This window comes from Ferroacidibacillus organovorans (genome assembly GCF_001516615.1).
Lineage (GTDB): Bacteria > Bacillota > Bacilli > Alicyclobacillales > SLC66 > Ferroacidibacillus > Ferroacidibacillus ferrooxidans_B.
Window position 1 is genome coordinate 107,901 of sequence record NZ_LPVJ01000048.1, and the last position, 16,346, is coordinate 124,246.

12 protein-coding genes and 2 rRNA genes are annotated in these 16,346 nt (G+C 53.3%); all 14 read left to right on the forward strand.

Annotation, left to right across the window (positions count from 1 at the left end; translation table 11 throughout):
* Positions 1-24: 24 nt before the first annotated feature.
* Positions 25-258: an acyl carrier protein gene (locus ATW55_RS10510; RefSeq protein ID WP_067565602.1), complete on the forward strand. Its 234-nt coding sequence runs from the start codon at positions 25-27 to the stop codon at positions 256-258.
* Between the two features lie 137 nt (positions 259-395).
* Complete coding sequence (fabF, locus tag ATW55_RS10515) at positions 396-1,634, forward strand: beta-ketoacyl-ACP synthase II (protein ID WP_067717032.1); 1,239 nt, start codon at positions 396-398, stop codon at positions 1,632-1,634.
* Positions 1,635-1,702: 68 nt separating this feature from the next.
* Complete coding sequence (rnc, locus tag ATW55_RS10520) at positions 1,703-2,380, forward strand: ribonuclease III (protein WP_067717035.1); 678 nt, start codon at positions 1,703-1,705, stop codon at positions 2,378-2,380.
* Positions 2,381-2,437: 57 nt separating this feature from the next.
* Positions 2,438-6,022: a chromosome segregation protein SMC gene (smc, locus tag ATW55_RS10525; RefSeq protein ID WP_067716937.1), complete on the forward strand. Its 3,585-nt coding sequence runs from the start codon at positions 2,438-2,440 to the stop codon at positions 6,020-6,022.
* 34 nt (positions 6,023-6,056) lie between these two features.
* Positions 6,057-6,977, forward strand: coding sequence for a signal recognition particle-docking protein FtsY (ftsY, locus tag ATW55_RS10530; protein ID WP_067716941.1), 921 nt, complete (start codon positions 6,057-6,059; stop codon positions 6,975-6,977).
* 81 nt (positions 6,978-7,058) lie between these two features.
* Positions 7,059-7,403, forward strand: a complete 345-nt coding sequence (gene ylxM, locus ATW55_RS10535; protein WP_067716946.1) for a YlxM family DNA-binding protein — start codon at positions 7,059-7,061, stop codon at positions 7,401-7,403.
* Positions 7,396-8,796 (forward strand): signal recognition particle protein, encoded by a 1,401-nt coding sequence (ffh, locus tag ATW55_RS10540; protein ID WP_067716949.1) that lies wholly within the window; start codon positions 7,396-7,398, stop codon positions 8,794-8,796. Before ylxM ends, ffh begins: the two co-directional genes overlap by 8 nt.
* Positions 8,797-8,868: 72 nt before the next feature.
* On the forward strand, positions 8,869-9,141 hold the full coding sequence (gene rpsP / locus ATW55_RS10545; protein ID WP_067717039.1) for a 30S ribosomal protein S16: 273 nt from the start codon (positions 8,869-8,871) through the stop codon (positions 9,139-9,141).
* Between the two features lie 23 nt (positions 9,142-9,164).
* Complete coding sequence (locus ATW55_RS10550; RefSeq protein ID WP_067716953.1) at positions 9,165-9,392, forward strand: KH domain-containing protein; 228 nt, start codon at positions 9,165-9,167, stop codon at positions 9,390-9,392.
* 85 nt (positions 9,393-9,477) lie between these two features.
* Positions 9,478-9,903, forward strand: coding sequence for a YlqD family protein (locus tag ATW55_RS10555; protein WP_235587091.1), 426 nt, complete (start codon positions 9,478-9,480; stop codon positions 9,901-9,903).
* 56 nt (positions 9,904-9,959) lie between these two features.
* Positions 9,960-10,484: a ribosome maturation factor RimM gene (gene rimM, locus ATW55_RS10560; protein WP_067716957.1), complete on the forward strand. Its 525-nt coding sequence runs from the start codon at positions 9,960-9,962 to the stop codon at positions 10,482-10,484.
* Positions 10,485-10,497: 13 nt separating this feature from the next.
* A complete protein-coding gene (gene trmD / locus ATW55_RS10565; protein WP_067717046.1) occupies positions 10,498-11,238 on the forward strand; it encodes a tRNA (guanosine(37)-N1)-methyltransferase TrmD in 741 nt (246 codons plus the stop codon).
* A gap of 351 nt (positions 11,239-11,589) precedes the next feature.
* Positions 11,590-13,133, forward strand: a 16S ribosomal RNA gene (locus ATW55_RS10570).
* A gap of 243 nt (positions 13,134-13,376) precedes the next feature.
* Positions 13,377-16,327: ribosomal RNA gene (locus ATW55_RS10575) — 23S ribosomal RNA — on the forward strand.
* The 16S and 23S rRNA genes sit together here, the layout of an rRNA operon.
* The last annotated feature ends 19 nt before the right edge of the window (positions 16,328-16,346 follow it).

A 16,346-nucleotide genomic window follows, 5' to 3' on the forward strand; every position in this document is an offset into this window, starting at 1 on the left:
ATACTCTGGCAAGGAGGTGACAGTATGTCCGATGTATTCGAGCGCGTAAAGCGCATTGTTGTGGACCGCCTCGGCGTGGAAGAGTCGCAGGTTGCGTTAAATGCGTCCTTTAAAGATGATTTGGGAGCCGACTCGCTGGATGTTGTGGAGTTGGTGATGGAACTGGAAGATGAGTTCGACCTTGAAATCTCAGACGAAGATGCGGAAAAAATCACAACGGTTGGCGATGTTGTACAGTACATTCAGTCCCGCGAGTAATCCTTCATTCATACGAGTCCCCGCCCCGTGCGGGGCTTTTCTGGTCATGGACAAAGGTGTCGGGTATGCTTTGGAGCAAATTTGTGAAGGTGTCTATGGATTACGGTGTGATGGATGAGGAGGAGTGAAGTGTGTCGATGCGCCGCGTTGTCGTAACAGGGATGGGTGCTGTCACACCTGTTGGGATCGGGATTCCCTCTTTTTGGGAGTCGCTAAAAACAGGAAAGTCTGGGGTTCGTCGCATAGAAGCGTTTGATGTGACAGACTTTTCGACAAAAATTGCCGCGAGTATCTCAGATTTTGTACCAGAAGATTATATTGATCGCAAGGAAGCGCGCAGAATGGACCGCTTTGTGCAGTTTGCAGTGGCTGCGGCGAAAATGGCGATGGACCAAGCGGGTCTCGTGATTACAGAGGAAGTGGCGCCGCGCGTTGGGGTTTATATCGGTTCAGGCATTGGCGGCCTTGCAACGCTTGAAGACCAACATCGGACGCTTCTGGAACGCGGACCAAAACGGGTGAGTCCTTTTTTTATCCCGATGATGATCGGTGACATGGCTTCTGGCCAAGTATCGATTCTGTTTGGGGCACAGGGGCCAAACAGTGCGCCCGTTTCGGCCTGCGCTACGGGTTCGAATTCGATTGGCGACGCCTATCAAATGATTGTGCGGGGTGCCGCTGACGCGATGATTTGTGGTGGCGCAGAAGCGACCATTACACCGCTTGCGCTCGCGGGTTTTTGTTCCGCCAAGGCGCTGTCTGAGCGCAATGATGAGCCGGAGCGCGCGAGTCGTCCTTTTGATCGCGATCGCGACGGATTTGTCATGGGAGAGGGCGCAGGCATCCTTGTCATTGAGGAGTATGAATTCGCCAAGGCGCGCGGCGCGGAGATTCTTGCAGAAGTTGTTGGGTATGGCATGAGCGGTGACGCCTATCACCTCGTGCAACCCGCGCCTGGAGGAGCTGGCGCGGCGCGCGCCATGCGTGCGGCGCTTGCTGATGCACACCTTCACCCAGAGCAGATCGGTTATATCAACGCCCACGGCACGTCGACGCCAATCGGGGACGTGGCAGAGTCAAATGCGGTTGAGTCGATCTTTAAGGAAGCCGCAATGAATACGCCAGTCAGTTCAACAAAGTCGATGACGGGGCACTTGCTCGGCGCGGCAGGCGGTATTGAGGCGATCGCGGTGATCATGGCGTTGCGCGAAGGGATACTTCCTCCTACCATCAATCTCGATGAAAAGGATCCTGAGTGTCGCTTGGATTACGTTCCGAATGTTGCCCGTGAGGCTACAGTGCACTATGCGATGTCAAACTCGTTTGGGTTTGGCGGTCACAATGCGACATTGATATTTGCCAAGACGAATGTGTGACAAGCTATGCAATCGCAAGACCGGGGAGCGTGAAAATACCGGTGGGGGCGCAACCGATCCATCGCTTGATGCAACACATAGGCATACAATTTCAGGATGTGACGCTGCTCCAGTCAGCGTTCACGCACTCATCCTATCGCAATGAGCATCGCAAGCCAGGCGCAAAGGATAATGAACGGCTTGAGTTTTTGGGGGACGCGGTGTTGGAACTGAGTGTCAGTCAATACTTATATCGCACCTACCCGGATTCTCTTGAGGGTGAGTTGACACGCATGAGAGCCGCAATCGTCTGTGAGCCAAGTCTTGTCATGTTTGCGCGAAGACTTCATTTCTCACGCTATTTGCGTTTGGGCAAAGGGGAAGAAATGTCGGGTGGAAGAGAGCGATCGAGTCTTTTGGCGGATGCGTTTGAAGCGTTTGTGGGCGCCCTTTATCTTGATCAGGGGCATCTCGGCGTTGAACGATTTCTGACGGAGCACTTCTATCCCTTTATCCCCACACTTGAAGACGCGTGGAAAAAAGATTACAAGACATTGCTGCAAGAGCTTGTTCAAAGACTGCAATTGGGTGAACTCAGTTATGAGATTCTCGAAGAGCGCGGCCCGGCGCATGATCGCGAATTTGTGGTCCAGGTGAATGTGGGGCGAGAGGTTTTTGGGCAAGGCGTTGGACGCTCCAAGAAAGAAGCGGAGCAGCGCGCGGCAGAGTCTGCTTTGATGCGGGAAGTCTTTCGGGGGCGCGAGTAAATGGGTGCGTTATGGAGGATGCGGCAGGATTCTGCACTGCGATAGGAGGCGTTTTTTGTGTTTTTAAAGCGGCTTGATGTGCTTGGCTTCAAGTCGTTTGCGGATCGCACAGAGGTGACGGTAGTCCCTGGTGTAACGGCGGTTGTCGGTCCGAATGGAAGCGGAAAGAGCAACATTGCAGATGCAATCCGTTGGGTGTTGGGCGAGCAGAGCGCCCGCTCGCTTCGCGGCGCAAAAATGGAAGACGTCATTTTTGCGGGCAGTCAGAATCGTCGCGCCTTAAATTTTTGTGAAGTGAGTCTGACCCTTGACAATGCGGATGGGAAATTGCCTGTGTCCTATGCTGAAGTGACGGTGACGCGCCGCGTATACAGAAACGGGGACAGTGAGTATTTATTAAATCAAAAAGCTTGTCGATTGCGCGACATCAGTGAACTCTTCATGGACACGGGCGTTGGTCGAGAGGCTTATTCCATCATTGGCCAAGGGCGCATTGAAGAGATCCTCTCGACGCGCAGCGAAGATCGTCGGGGCATTTTTGAAGAAGCGGCCGGAATTGTGAAATTTAAAACGCGCCGTAAAGAGGCGGAGCGCAAACTTTCCGATGCGTCGCAGAATGTCACTCGTGTAAAAGATATTCTCGCAGAGCTTGAAGATCAGCTGGAACCGCTGCGTGAGCGAGCGGAACGAGCGATTGCGTATCAATCGCTCTCAGAATCCTACCGAAAACTGCATATTGGTGTATTGACGGCAGAGGCAGAAAACCTTCAGTCGCGCAGTCGGGAACTGCAGGTGACGGCGGATGAACAGCGCGCGGTTTTGCAAAGGCACAGTGCGCATCTCGACGAGATTGAACTGCAGGTCAACGAAAAACGCACTGAGTTAGAACAGGTAGAATTGGCGCTTGAGCAGGCCAATCGCGAACTTCTCACAGTGACTGAAAACTATGAACAGGCTGAAGCGGAACGGCGTGTCGCTTCGGTGAAACAAGAGGCCGCACTCACGGCGCTTGAAGACCTCAAACAGCGTCACGAAGAAGTTGAACAGCAACTGGGACAGTTGGCACGTGCGATTGCGGCGTCGGATGAAAAGCGAACGGCTAGTGCACAGCGCGTTGCAAAACACCGGGAAGCATTAGATCAGGCGTTGATGAACCTTGATGAACAGGGTGCCATGAGAAAGATCAAGGAGCGAACGCAGGAGGCGCGTTCAGCACTGATTGAACGGATGCGCGATCAGGCGGAACTGAATAATGCAAAGCGGGCTCTAGAAGGTGAGCGCACAGCGCTTGAACGGCGGCGCTTGCGGTTGCGCGAGGAAGCTGAAACACTTTTGCGCCAATGGGAAGAAACGCACAACCTTTATGAGCGCCTTTGTGAGGAGGCGCGTGAAGACGAACAGACGCACGCGCTCTATCACGATGAAATGGTGAAATGCCGCGAGAGGCAGCGGGAAGAAGAGGAAAAGAGGCGTGCCGTGCAGGGACGGCTGACGGAGCTTGACCAAGAGCGCGTGAGCATTCGCTCGCGCCTTGGGGTGCTTGAGGACCTGCAGAATGATCTCGAGGGGTTCTCGGCAGGAGCCAAAGCGGCGCTCGTTGCGGCACGCAGCAAAAAACTGGAAGGAATTCACGGTGCGATCGCCGATCTTGTGGATGTGCCAGAAACGTATCAACTCGCGATTGAGACGGCGCTTGGCGCTTCGGTTCAGCACATTGTGACAGAGCGTGAACGAGATGCGAGAAACGCGATCGAATATCTGAAACGAAGGCAGTTGGGACGGGCGACATTTCTTCCAGTTGAAGTCATCAAGGCGCGCCGCATCCCTCTCCAAGAGTTGCAAAGGGTGCAGTCTTCTTCGGGGTTTGTGGGAATTGCCTCAGATTTGCTGAATGTAAAGCCGGCGTTTAAACAGATCATTGACTCCTTGCTTGGAAATGTGATTGTCGTGCGTGCCCTTCCTGAGGCAAACGCGATCGCTCGCGCATTAAACTATCGTTACCGGATTGTGACGGAGCAGGGGGACATTGTCAATGCAGGCGGCTCTATGACAGGGGGGAGTGTCGGCCGCCGCGGTACGCCGATCCTTGGCCGCACGCGCGAGATTGAGACGTTGCGCGCGCGCGCGCAGGAGAATGAAGCCGCCTTGGAAGAGGTCGCGCAAGCGTTAAAACGCTGTAACGATACGATCAATGATTTGCAAAGTGACGGTACAAAAGCGGCAGTTCGACTCGGCGAGTTTGCACAGCAAGCGGCAAACCGTCAAAGACAGATCGAACGCACGCTAAATATGTGCAATTTTATTGAAGAAAAGAAAAACGCGCAGCGCGATGAGCAACAGCAGCTTGAGCTTGAACATGATGAAATTGGAATCAAGCAAAACGCACTTGCGGACAAACTGCACTTGCTTGATGAGCAGGTAAAACTTGCGGAGAACACGGTGGCTGCAATCGAGGCGGAAGCTGAAGCTGTCCAGGCGAATTTTGCGGGACGAAATGAGGAACTGACCGCACAGCGCGTTTTACTCGCAGAGGAAGAACAGACCTATCTTCACGAACAGTCAGAGTTTGAGCGATTGGTTCAGGAACGCGCGCGTTATCTTGCGAACAAGGAGCGCATGGTTCAAGAGATCAGCAGGGCGATCGCGCTTCTTGCAGAGCTTCAGTCTGTGCAAAAAGAGCTGGAAAGAAACAGCATAGGCATCGCGTCAGAGAGAGAGCAGCGGCAAGCGGCGTTGTCTGATATCCGCGCGAGTCGCTTGAAGCGTTCGGAGGCGTTAAGCTCGCTTGAACGTGAGATGGATCAAATTCGCGAGGCGTGCGCAAAGGTTGAGCAGCGCTTGCACGCGTCTGAAATCACTCGCTCGCGTGTCGATACAGAGCTTGAAGCCCGCCTTGAGACGCTGCGTGATGATTATGGACTGGGCTATGAACTTGCGAGTGAACGCTATCCGCTTGATGCGCCGCTTGCCCAGGCGAAAGCCCGTCACGGTGAACTGAAGCGCGCAATGGAGACATTTGGAGAAGTTAGTCTTGGCGCCGCTGAAGAATACGAGCGCGTACTTGAACGGTATACATTTTTGCGCGATCAGGAAGGCGATTTGGAGCGTGCGCGAACACAACTCGAAACGCTTATCGCAGAGATTGATGATGAGATGGCTAAGCGCTTTAAAGAGACGTTTGATGAGGTTCGCCGACATTTTCAGGGGGTCTTTCAATCGCTCTTTGGGGGTGGACAGGCTGATCTTTTCTTGGTGGATGAGAATGCGCCGCTCACCTGTGGGATTGAAGTAATTGCAGAACCTCCGGGCAAGAAGATGCAGGCACTCTCTCTTCTCTCAGGCGGTGAACGCGCACTTACGGCGCTTGCGCTCATGTTTGCGATCCTGCGTGTAAAACCGGTTCCGTTTTGCGTGTTGGACGAGGTTGAAGCCGCGTTGGATGAAGCGAATGTCTCGCGCTTTGCGTCCTATCTGCGCGAATTCTCTGCACAAACGCAGTTTGTCGTAATCACACACCGCCGAGGGACGATGGAATCGGCTGATGTGCTTTATGGTGTCACGATGCAGGAGTCAGGCGTTTCAAAGCTTGTCTCGGTGCGCGTGCTCGAAGAAGAACCCATTGAGGCGGTCAAAGAAGCGTAATGAATGCGCCTGTGCGCGAAGAGGGGTTGGATGAATGGGGATTTTTGATCGCTTAAAGCAGAGTTTGACTAAAACGCGAAAGACGTTTCAAGATACGTTTTCCACTCTTGTGCACAGGCGATCCATTGATGCCGCGCTCTATGATGAATTAGAGGAAAAGCTGCTGGCGGCAGATATCGGATTTGACACGACGACAGCTTTGCTTGAAAGAATGAAAAAAGAGGCGCGAAGACAAGCGCTCCAGACGGCAGATCAATTGATTCCGGTTTTAAAAGCGGCGATTGATGAAATTCTTACCGCACAAAGCCGCGAGATGCATACGGCAGAGCGTGGTCCAACCGTCATTCTTGTGGTAGGTGTAAACGGTGTGGGAAAAACGACGACGATCGGCAAACTCGCCCACCGCTATACCCAGGAAGGAAAGCGCGTTATGATTGCCGCTGGGGATACATTTCGCGCCGCGGCCATTGAGCAATTGGCAGTTTGGGCGGAGCGGGCCAATGCCCCCCTCGTTCGCCAGGCGATCGGGTCAGATGCGGCAGCGGTGATTTTTGACGCGGTGCAATCGGCGCACGCTCGGCAGGTTGACGTCTTGTTGTGCGATACCGCAGGAAGACTGCAAAACAAATCGCACCTTATGGATGAGTTGCGCAAAATCGTGCGCATCATGAAGCGGGAAATCCCGGATGCACCACATGAAGTGTTGTTGGTTGTCGATGCGACCACAGGGCAAAATGCGCTCTCGCAAGCGGCACTGTTTAAAGAGGTCGCGGATGTCACGGGCGTTGTCTTGACAAAGCTTGACGGCACGGCGAAGGGTGGGGTCATTCTCCCGATCTCACGGGAGTTGAATTTGCCGGTAAAATGGATTGGTATCGGAGAACAGATCGATGACTTGCAACCCTTTGAGGCAAGTTCGTTTTCAGAGGCGCTTTTTTCACCTCAGGATTCTTGAGTTAGAATTGGCGTGACAAGTAAAAACCCTTGACATGTTAGATCGATTTTCCTATACTCATGAACGAGTGAGGTGTTCGTCTTGGACGAAATCACCACGCAGCACCTGCTGTACGATTTATACGGATCGCTTCTCACAGAGCGTCAACGGCAAGTATTAGAAGATCGTTTGTTTGAAGACCACTCCCTGCAAGAGATTGCTGAACATCTAGGTATATCAAGACAAGGAGTTCACGACCTGTTTTCGCGCTCCATGTTTCAACTTGAAGATTATGAGAAAAAATTAGGTTTTGTGCAAGAGTATATAAAAAGGCGTACGCTGCTTTTGAAATTGCAGAAGCGGTTGTCTGAGAAACACGCAATGGATGAAGAAATTGAGCGAGTGATTCGCGAATTGATCGACGGGGAGGTGGAACCGAATGTTTGAGTCGCTGAGCGGTCGCCTGCAGTCTGCCTTTTCCAAGCTGCGGGGAAAAGGGCGTCTGAGTGAATCGGATGTCAATGACGCCATGCGTGAAATCCGTCGTGCACTGCTTGAGGCAGACGTCAATCATGTCGTCGCGAAGAAATTTGTGGATGCGGTAAAAGAACGCGCGATTGGACAGGACATTCTGCAGAGTTTGACGGCAGGGCAGCAAGTGGTGTCGATTGTCAACGATGAATTGACGAGATTGCTCGGAGAAACACAGGCGAAGCTCGAACGTTCTGCAAAGCCTCCTACCGTTGTAATGATGGTTGGTTTACAAGGCGCCGGGAAAACGACGGCTACTGCAAAGCTCGGGCGCTTTTTGGCAACGAGCGAACACCGTCGCCCTCTTTTGGTGGCCGCCGATATCTATCGACCCGCAGCGATTGATCAGCTCGTCGCCTTGGGCCAGCAAATCGGTGTGGCGGTATGGGCTCCCGGGGCGGAAGTGGCGCCTGCGGAAATTGTTCGAACGGCACTGGATGAGGCGCGGCGCGGCGGATACGATTATGTGCTTATCGACACGGCAGGCCGCCTTCACATTGACGAGTTACTCATGAATGAGCTGGATCAGCTTCGGCAACTCAGCGAACCTGAAGAAATTCTCCTGGTTGTCGACGCGATGACGGGTCAAGATGCAGTGACAGTTGCCCAGTCGTTTCATGAGGCGTTGGGGATTACGGGCGTCGTCTTGACGAAATTAGATGGCGACACGCGGGGCGGTGCAGCACTCTCTGTTCGCCATGTGACGGGATGTCCCATTAAATTTGTTGGTACGGGTGAGCGACCGGACGCTTTGGAACCCTTTTATCCTGATCGAATGGCATCGCGCATTCTCGGAATGGGGGATGTGTTGACGCTTATTGAAAAGGCACAGGCTCACTTTGATGAGGATCAGGCTAAGGTATTAGAGCAAAAAATGCGAAACAACGATTTTACGCTTGAAGATTTTTTGACTCAGCTGCAACAAGTTAAAAAAATGGGGCCGTTGGATCAATTGATGGGGATGATTCCGGGCCTTGGTGGCGCATTAAAAAATCTGCCACAGGGTGGAATGGATGAAAAACCGCTCAAGAGAATTGAGGCAATTATTCTCTCCATGTCTCCTGAAGAAAGGGCGAAACCTGAACTTGTTGAAAAGAGTTCGAGTCGCCGCGTGAGGATTGCCAAAGGCAGTGGGACGCAGGTCAAGGATGTAAACCAACTGTTGCGTCAGTTTGGTGAAATGCGCAAGATGATGAAACAATTCTCCGCCATGGGTAAAGGCGGGAAACGCTCAATGGCCAATCTTAAAAATCGCTTTGGCGCTCCGCGAATGCCGTTTGGTGGAGGGCGAGGTAAAAGAAGCCGTTAACGCGCAGGTGTCGCGCGGTGTGATTTGTTGCTTTCCATGCTTTTCGTTGATTCTGACAAGGAGGTGAAAATCATGGCTGTTAAAATTCGACTGAAACGAATGGGTGCAAAAAAAGCTCCGTTTTATCGTGTGGTTGTTGCTGACTCGCGCTATCCTCGCGATGGACGCTTTATTGAAGAGATTGGCACGTACAACCCTCTCACAGAACCCGCTCAGATTCAGATTAAAGAAGAGCGCGCGCTTTATTGGTTGCAAACAGGAGCGCAACCTTCTGACTCTGCGCGTAATTTGCTGAGCAAGGTAGGCGTCATGAAGCAAATGCACGAGCGTCGTCAGGGCAAGTAAACTGTACAAGGATGTGGGTTTCCTTGAAAGAACTCGTAGAATGGATTGCGCGTAATCTTGTAGATCACCCGGACGAAGTTCGTGTATCGCAAAAGGAAACAGATCGCACGATCGTTTATGAGCTTTCGGTACACCCATCTGATACAGGTAAAATTATCGGCAAACAAGGTCGTATGATCAGGGCGATACGCTTAGTAACGGCTGCGGGACACCTGCCTGAAACGAAAAGGATCCACATTGAGCTGGTATAGTGTGGCCAGGCTGTTTCGGGCGTCGTGTCCCGTTTGTCTTGGTATGGCCAAATGGCTGTGCACTGACTAGAGAGGATGATGAGCAGTGATTACAATTCGTCAACCGGTTGCAGTGAAGGTTATTTTGACGGAAGAAACAAAGCAGCAGTGGCTTGCGGAACTGCGGAGATTGATCAATGCCACAATCGCCGAGTTAGAGGAACTTGAATTTCGCGGTAAACAATGGTTGCGCGAAGCAAAGGAACAGGGTGAAGCGGCAATTGCTGCCACCGAGGAGCGAATTGAGGCAGAGCGTAGCCAGCGCATTGAGCGACGTGAACAGATGATCGCTCAATTGAGTCAGATACAACAAATGGATATTGGAGAAGAAGTGCCTAATGGCAATGTGGAAACCACCGTCGATGTGAAGGTTGGTGATTCTTGGGATACAGTTTTACTCGGCAGCGAGATTATCCTTAAGGACAACATTGTCGTTGAAATCCGCCGAAATGGACAATCAATCACCTCGTAATGCGGTTAGCCTTTTGCGGGAAGTTGGATCACAGTGTTACAGAAACAGGTGAGAAGATGATTGCTGTTGGGCTTATTCATGGCACTCATGGATTGAAAGGCGAGTTAAAGGTGGAATCGAGAACAGACTTTCCTGATCTTCGGTTTGTGCCTGGTTCTCGCTTGTTTTTGTTTAAAAAAGATGTTCAGAATGAAGAAGCGGCAATTCCAGTCGTTGTTGAAACGGCGAGCGTGTACAAGCGCGGATATTTGCTGTCCTTTGTTGGGTATCGTTCAATTGCTGCGGTTGAGACATGGCAGGGTGGAAGCTTGAGGGTTCCAGAGTCAGAAATGCCTGCATTGCCTGAGGGTGAATATTATATTCGCGATTTGCTTGATTGTCATGTCTATGATGAAATGGACAATCGTATCGGCGTCATAACCAATGTGTTGACGCCAGGCGCGAATGATGTTTATGAAGTGAAAACAGACGCAGGAAAATTACTGCTCATCCCAGCGATAAAGGAATGCATTTTGAGTGTCGAAACAGACAAAAAACGCATGAGAATTCATGTGATGCCAGGGCTATTCGATGAATCGTAAAGGATCCCATGCGCTGCATCTCGACATCCTGTCGCTCTTTCCAGAAGCGATTGAACCCTACCTCTCATCAAGTGTAATTGCGCGGGCCAGACAGGCGGATGCCGTGGACATTCGCGTGACCAATTTTCGCGATTTTTCTGATAATAGGCATAAGACGGTTGATGATTACCCGTTTGGTGGAGGGGCAGGAATGCTTTTAAAAGCCCCGCCGCTTTTTGCGGCTGTCGATCATGTGCGGGCGCTGCGCAATTTAGATGATGAACCGCGAGTGATCATGATGACGCCGCAGGGACGTACATTTACACAAGAGATTGCTCATGAATTGAAGACGGAGCGGCATTTAATATTTTTATGCGGTCATTACGAAGGATTTGATGATCGCGTGCGTCAGCATTTGGCGACGGATGAACTTTCGATCGGTGATTTTGTGTTGACTGGTGGTGAACTTGCTGCGCTCGTTGTCGTTGATGCTGTCGTGAGATTGTTGCCGGGTGTTTTAGGCAACGAAGAGAGTTCCAGGCAGGATTCGCATGAGCATGGCATGCTTGAATATCCACAGTACACAAGACCCCGTAAGTTTCGAGAATGGGAAGTCCCGGAAGTGTTGCTATCAGGAAATCACAAAAAAATAGAGGAGTGGCGCAGGAGAGAAGCGTTAGCCAAAACATTAACAAACCGGCCGGATCTTTTTGAGAAACTTTCTCTCGATGAGAGGGAGCGGGATGAGATTGTTCGTTATGTAAACGGTGCGTAGGGAGTTGAGTTCGTCGAACGCACGTGGGTTACTGTATCCCTTGCCCCGCCATTCAACGAACTCTCTTAAATGGTATGCGGAACTTCCTCGGTCGGTGCAGGGCATTCTGACGGATGTAAAGACTCTTGGGTCTGATTCCGTGAAAACCAAACGATATTTTGCGATTTGGCATACGTTTTCAACATAAAAAGTGGGATAAAGGGTTTGACAGAGGAGTTCTGAGGTGGTATATTACTCCTTGTCGCCGCGAGGCCGACCGCAAGAGAAGAAACAAAATGAAGCACCTTGGATCCTTGAAAACTAAACACGGATACGTAACAACGTCAGCAAGAAAACGGCTGTAAACAGCCCACTATTGAGAGTTTGATCCTGGCTCAGGACGAACGCTGGCGGCGTGCCTAATACATGCAAGTCGAGCGCTCTTTTCCTTCGGGGAAAGGGAGCGGCGGACGGGTGAGTAACACGTGGGTAACCTGCCGTTCAGATGGGGATAACGCCTGGAAACGGGTGCTAATCCCGAATGGGATCCTGCTCGCATGGGCGGGGAAGGAAAGGCGCTTTAGGGCGTCGCTGAACGATGGGCCCGCGGCGCATTAGCTTGTTGGTGGGGGTAACGGCCTACCAAGGCGACGATGCGTAGCCGACCTGAGAGGGTGACCGGCCACACTGGGACTGAGACACGGCCCAGACTCCTACGGGAGGCAGCAGTAGGGAATCTTCCGCAATGGGCGAAAGCCTGACGGAGCAACGCCGCGTGAATGAAGACGGTCTTCGGATTGTAAAGTTCTGTCAATTGGGACGAGTGACCCTGAGAGGAAATGCTCAAGGTGAGACGGTACCAAAGGAGGAAGCCCCGGCTAACTACGTGCCAGCAGCCGCGGTAATACGTAGGGGGCAAGCGTTGTCCGGAATGACTGGGCGTAAAGCGCGCGCAGGCGGTCTTTCGCGTCTGGGGTGAAAGGTCAGGGCTCAACCCTGACATGGCCTTGGAAACGGGGAGACTTGAGGGTCGGAGAGGTCAGGGGAATTCCACGTGTAGCGGTGAAATGCGTAGAGATGTGGAGGAATACCAGTGGCGAAGGCGCCTGACTGGACGAAACCTGACGCTGAGGCGCGAAGGCGTGGGGAGCAAACAGGATTAGATACCCTGGTAGTCCACGCGGTAAACGATGAGTGCTAGGTGTCGGAGGGTACCACCTCCGGTGCCGAAGGAAACCCACTAAGCACTCCGCCTGGGGAGTACGGTCGCAAGACTGAAACTCAAAGGAATTGACGGGGGCCCGCACAAGCAGTGGAGCATGTGGTTTAATTCGAAGCAACGCGAAGAACCTTACCAGGGCTTGACATCGGCGTGACGGGATCAGAGATGGTCCGTCCCTTCGGGGCACGCTAGACAGGTGGTGCATGGTTGTCGTCAGCTCGTGTCGTGAGATGTTGGGTTAAGTCCCGCAACGAGCGCAACCCTTGATCGATGTTACCAGCGCGTAGAGGCGGGGACTCATCGATGACTGCCGGTGACAAACCGGAGGAAGGCGGGGATGACGTCAAATCATCATGCCCCTTATGTCCTGGGCGACACACGTGCTACAATGGGCGGTACAACGGGAAGCGAGACCGCGAGGTGGAGCGAAACCCAAAAGCCGTTCGTAGTTCGGATTGCAGGCTGCAACTCGCCTGCATGAAGCCGGAATTGCTAGTAATCGCGGATCAGCATGCCGCGGTGAATACGTTCCCGGGCCTTTGTACACACCGCCCGTCACACCACGAGAGTGGGTAACACCCGAAGTCGGTGAGGTAACCCGCAAGGGGGCCAGCCGCCGAAGGTGGGATTCGCGATTGGGGTGAAGTCGTAACAAGGTAGCCGTATCGGAAGGTGCGGCTGGATCACCTCCTTTCTAAGGAAGTAGGCGAGAGAGAGACTCGCGAAAGGTTGGCTACGTATCCGGTGTTTAGTTTTGAGGGATTCAAGCCTCGCGAGAGGAAGAATCGCTCGGTGTTCCTTGACAACTAGATCGCGAATGTTGGCAGCTTTGTACGAGACATCGTAGAGAGACTGCACCTTTTTGTGGGAACGTCTTACGGGAACGTGAGGCGGGAGAGCAGGGAGGGACTCATGCGGGGAACCGGATGAGGTGGATGGATAAGGTAGGAAGGGCGCACGGGGGATGCCTAGGCGCCAGGTGCCGAAGAAGGACGGGGCGAACACCGAAATGCCTTGGGGAGCCGTACGCAGGCATGGATCCAAGGGTCTCCGAATGGGGGAACCTCTCTTTCGTGATGGGAAGAGACCCGTCGCTGAATGCATAGGCGGCGAGGAGGGCACCGGGGGAACTGAAACATCTCAGTACCCCGAGGAAGAGAAAACAACAGTGATTCCCTGAGTAGCGGCGAGCGAACGGGGAAGAGCCTAAACGGTATGCGTGTAAGCCTGTCCGCGTTGCGCATAGCGGGTCGTGGGGCATAAGAGAAAGACAGGACAGCGTCTTTCAGTGGAAGAACACGTTAGAGGAACGGCATGGGAAGGCCGGCCAGAGAGGGTGAGAGCCCCGTAGTCGAAAGCGTGTTTGAAAGCTGTGTTATGACCCCGAGTAGGGCGGGACACGAGGAATCCCGTTTGAATCTGGGAGGACCACCTCCTAAGGCTAAATACAACCTGGCGACCGATAGTGAAGAAGTACCGTGAGGGAAAGGTGAAAAGCACCGCGGGAGCGGAGTGAAAGAGAACCTGAAACCGTGTGCCTACAAGCAGTTGGAGCATCCCTAGAGATGTGACAGCGTGCCTTTTGTAGAATGAACCGGCGAGTGTCGATGTCAAGCGAGGTTAAGGGAGAGATCCTGGAGCCGAAGCGAAAGCGCGTCTGAAGAGGGCGAGAGTTTGACGACGACGACCCGAAACCGTGTGATCTACCCCTGGCCAGGGTGAAGTGGCGGTAACACGCTATGGAGGCCCGAACCCACTGACGTTGAAAAGTCAGGGGATGAGCTGGGGGTAGGGGAGAAATTCCAATCGAACACGGAGATAGCTGGTTCTCCCCGAAATAGCTTTAGGGCTAGCGTTGCGCGACGTACGATGGAGGTAGAGCACGGATTGGGCTAGGGGCCTGCAAAGGTTACTGAACCCAGTCAAACTCCGAATGCCATTGGAATAGGCGCAGCAGTCAGACTGCGAGTGCTAAGATCCGTAGTCAAAAGGGAAACAGCCCAGATCAACAGCTAAGGCCCCCAAGTGTCCGTTAAGTGGGAAACGATGTGGCGGTGCAGAGACAACCAGGATGTTGGCTTAGAAGCAGCCACCATTGAAAGAGTGCGTAATAGCTCACTGGTCGAGTGACGCTGCGCGGAAAATGTAACGGGGCTAAACGGACCGCCGAAGCTTTGGGTGAACACATCTCGCGATGGGTTCGCGGTAGGGGAGCGTTCCCAGGGCGGGGAAGCTGAACTGGAAGGTTTGGTGGAGCGCTGGGAAGTGAGAATGCCGGTATGAGTAGCGAAAAGACAAGTGAGAATCTTGTCCGCCGAAAGCCTAAGGGTTCCTGGGGAAGGCTCGTCCACCCAGGGTAAGTCGGGACCTAAGCGGAGGCCGAAGGGCGTACGCGAAGGGCAACGGGTAGAGATTCCCGTACCACCGAGATGCGTTTGACCGAAGGGGGACGCAGGAGGAACAGGGGAGCGGCCGGATGGAAGAGGCCGTCCAAGCACCGAGGGGGTCACGCAGGAAAAACCGCGTGGCAGACCTTGAGGTGTGATGGGGAGCGAAGCAAAGTAGCGAAGCCCTGGGTTTCACACTGCCAAGAAAAGCCTCTAGGGAGTGTCAAGGTGCCCGTACCGCAAACCGACACAGGTAGGCGAGGAGAGAATCCTCAGGCGCGCGGGAGAACTCTCGTTAAGGAACTCTGCAAAATGGCCCCGTAACTTCGGGAGAAGGGGCGCTCTGAGAAGAGCCGCAGTGAAAAGGCCCAAGCGACTGTTTAGCAAAAACACAGGTCTCTGCAAAGCCGAAAGGCGAGGTATAGGGCTGACGCCTGCCCGGTGCTGGAAGGTTAAGAGGAGGGGTAAGTCCGAAAGGGCGAAGCTCTGAATTGAAGCCCCAGTAAACGGCGGCCGTAACTATAACGGTCCTAAGGTAGCGAAATTCCTTGTCAGGTAAGTTCTGACCCGCACGAATGGCGTAACGACTTGGGCGCTGTCTCAACGAGAGACCCGGTGAAATTGTAATACCTGTGAAGATGCAGGTTACCCGCGGCTAGACGGAAAGACCCCGTGGAGCTTGACTGCAGCTTGATATGGAGGAAGGGTACGTCATGTACAGGATAGGTGGGAGACGAGGAAGCAGAGGCGCAAGCCTGTGTGGAGTCGACGTTGGGATACCACCCTTGAGGTACTTTTCTTCTCACTTGGCGCCCTGAAGCGGGCGTGAGGACAGTGTCAGGTGGGCAGTTTGACTGGGGCGGTCGCCTCCTAAAAGGTAACGGAGGCGCCCAAGGGTTCCCTCAGCGCGGTTGGAAATCGCGCGTGGAGTGTAAAGGCACAAGGGAGCTTGACTGCGAGACGTACAGGTCGAGCAGGGACGAAAGTCGGGCTTAGTGATCCGGCGGCACTGCGTGGAAGGGCCGTCGCTCAACGGATAAAAGCTACCCCGGGGATAACAGGCTGATCTCCCCCAAGAGTCCACATCGACGGGGAGGTTTGGCACCTCGATGTCGGCTCATCGCATCCTGGGGCTGAAGTCGGTCCCAAGGGTTGGGCTGTTCGCCCATTAAAGCGGTACGCGAGCTGGGTTCAGAACGTCGTGAGACAGTTCGGTCCCTATCTGCCGTGGGCGTAGGAGTTGTGAGAGGGGTCGTCCTTAGTACGAGAGGACCGGGATGAACCGACCGCTGGTGTTCCAGTTGTGCCGCCAGGTGCAGCGCTGGGTAGCTACGTCGGGACGGGATAAGCGCTGAAAGCATCTAAGCGCGAAGCCCCCTCAAGATGACAACTCCCGCTCGAAAGAGGTAAGACCCCTTGAAGACGACAAGGTAGATCGGTCCGGTGTGGAAGCACGGTATGTATTGAGTATAGTATTGTAATTGTATAGTATGTAAGTTTGAGTAGTGCAGGTGCGAGGT

What these genes read in the sequence shown, in the direction of transcription:
- ATW55_RS10510 (WP_067565602.1), top strand. Translation starts at nt 25, where the DNA reads ATGTCCGATGTATTCGAGCGCGTAAAGCGCATTGTTGTGGACCGCCTC.
- fabF (WP_067717032.1), top strand. Translation starts at nt 396, where the DNA reads ATGCGCCGCGTTGTCGTAACAGGGATGGGTGCTGTCACACCTGTTGGG.
- rnc (WP_067717035.1), top strand. Translation starts at nt 1,703, where the DNA reads ATGCAACACATAGGCATACAATTTCAGGATGTGACGCTGCTCCAGTCA.
- ftsY (WP_067716941.1), top strand. Translation starts at nt 6,057, where the DNA reads ATGGGGATTTTTGATCGCTTAAAGCAGAGTTTGACTAAAACGCGAAAG.
- ffh (WP_067716949.1), top strand. Translation starts at nt 7,396, where the DNA reads ATGTTTGAGTCGCTGAGCGGTCGCCTGCAGTCTGCCTTTTCCAAGCTG.
- rpsP (WP_067717039.1), top strand. Translation starts at nt 8,869, where the DNA reads ATGGCTGTTAAAATTCGACTGAAACGAATGGGTGCAAAAAAAGCTCCG.
- rimM (WP_067716957.1), top strand. Translation starts at nt 9,960, where the DNA reads ATGATTGCTGTTGGGCTTATTCATGGCACTCATGGATTGAAAGGCGAG.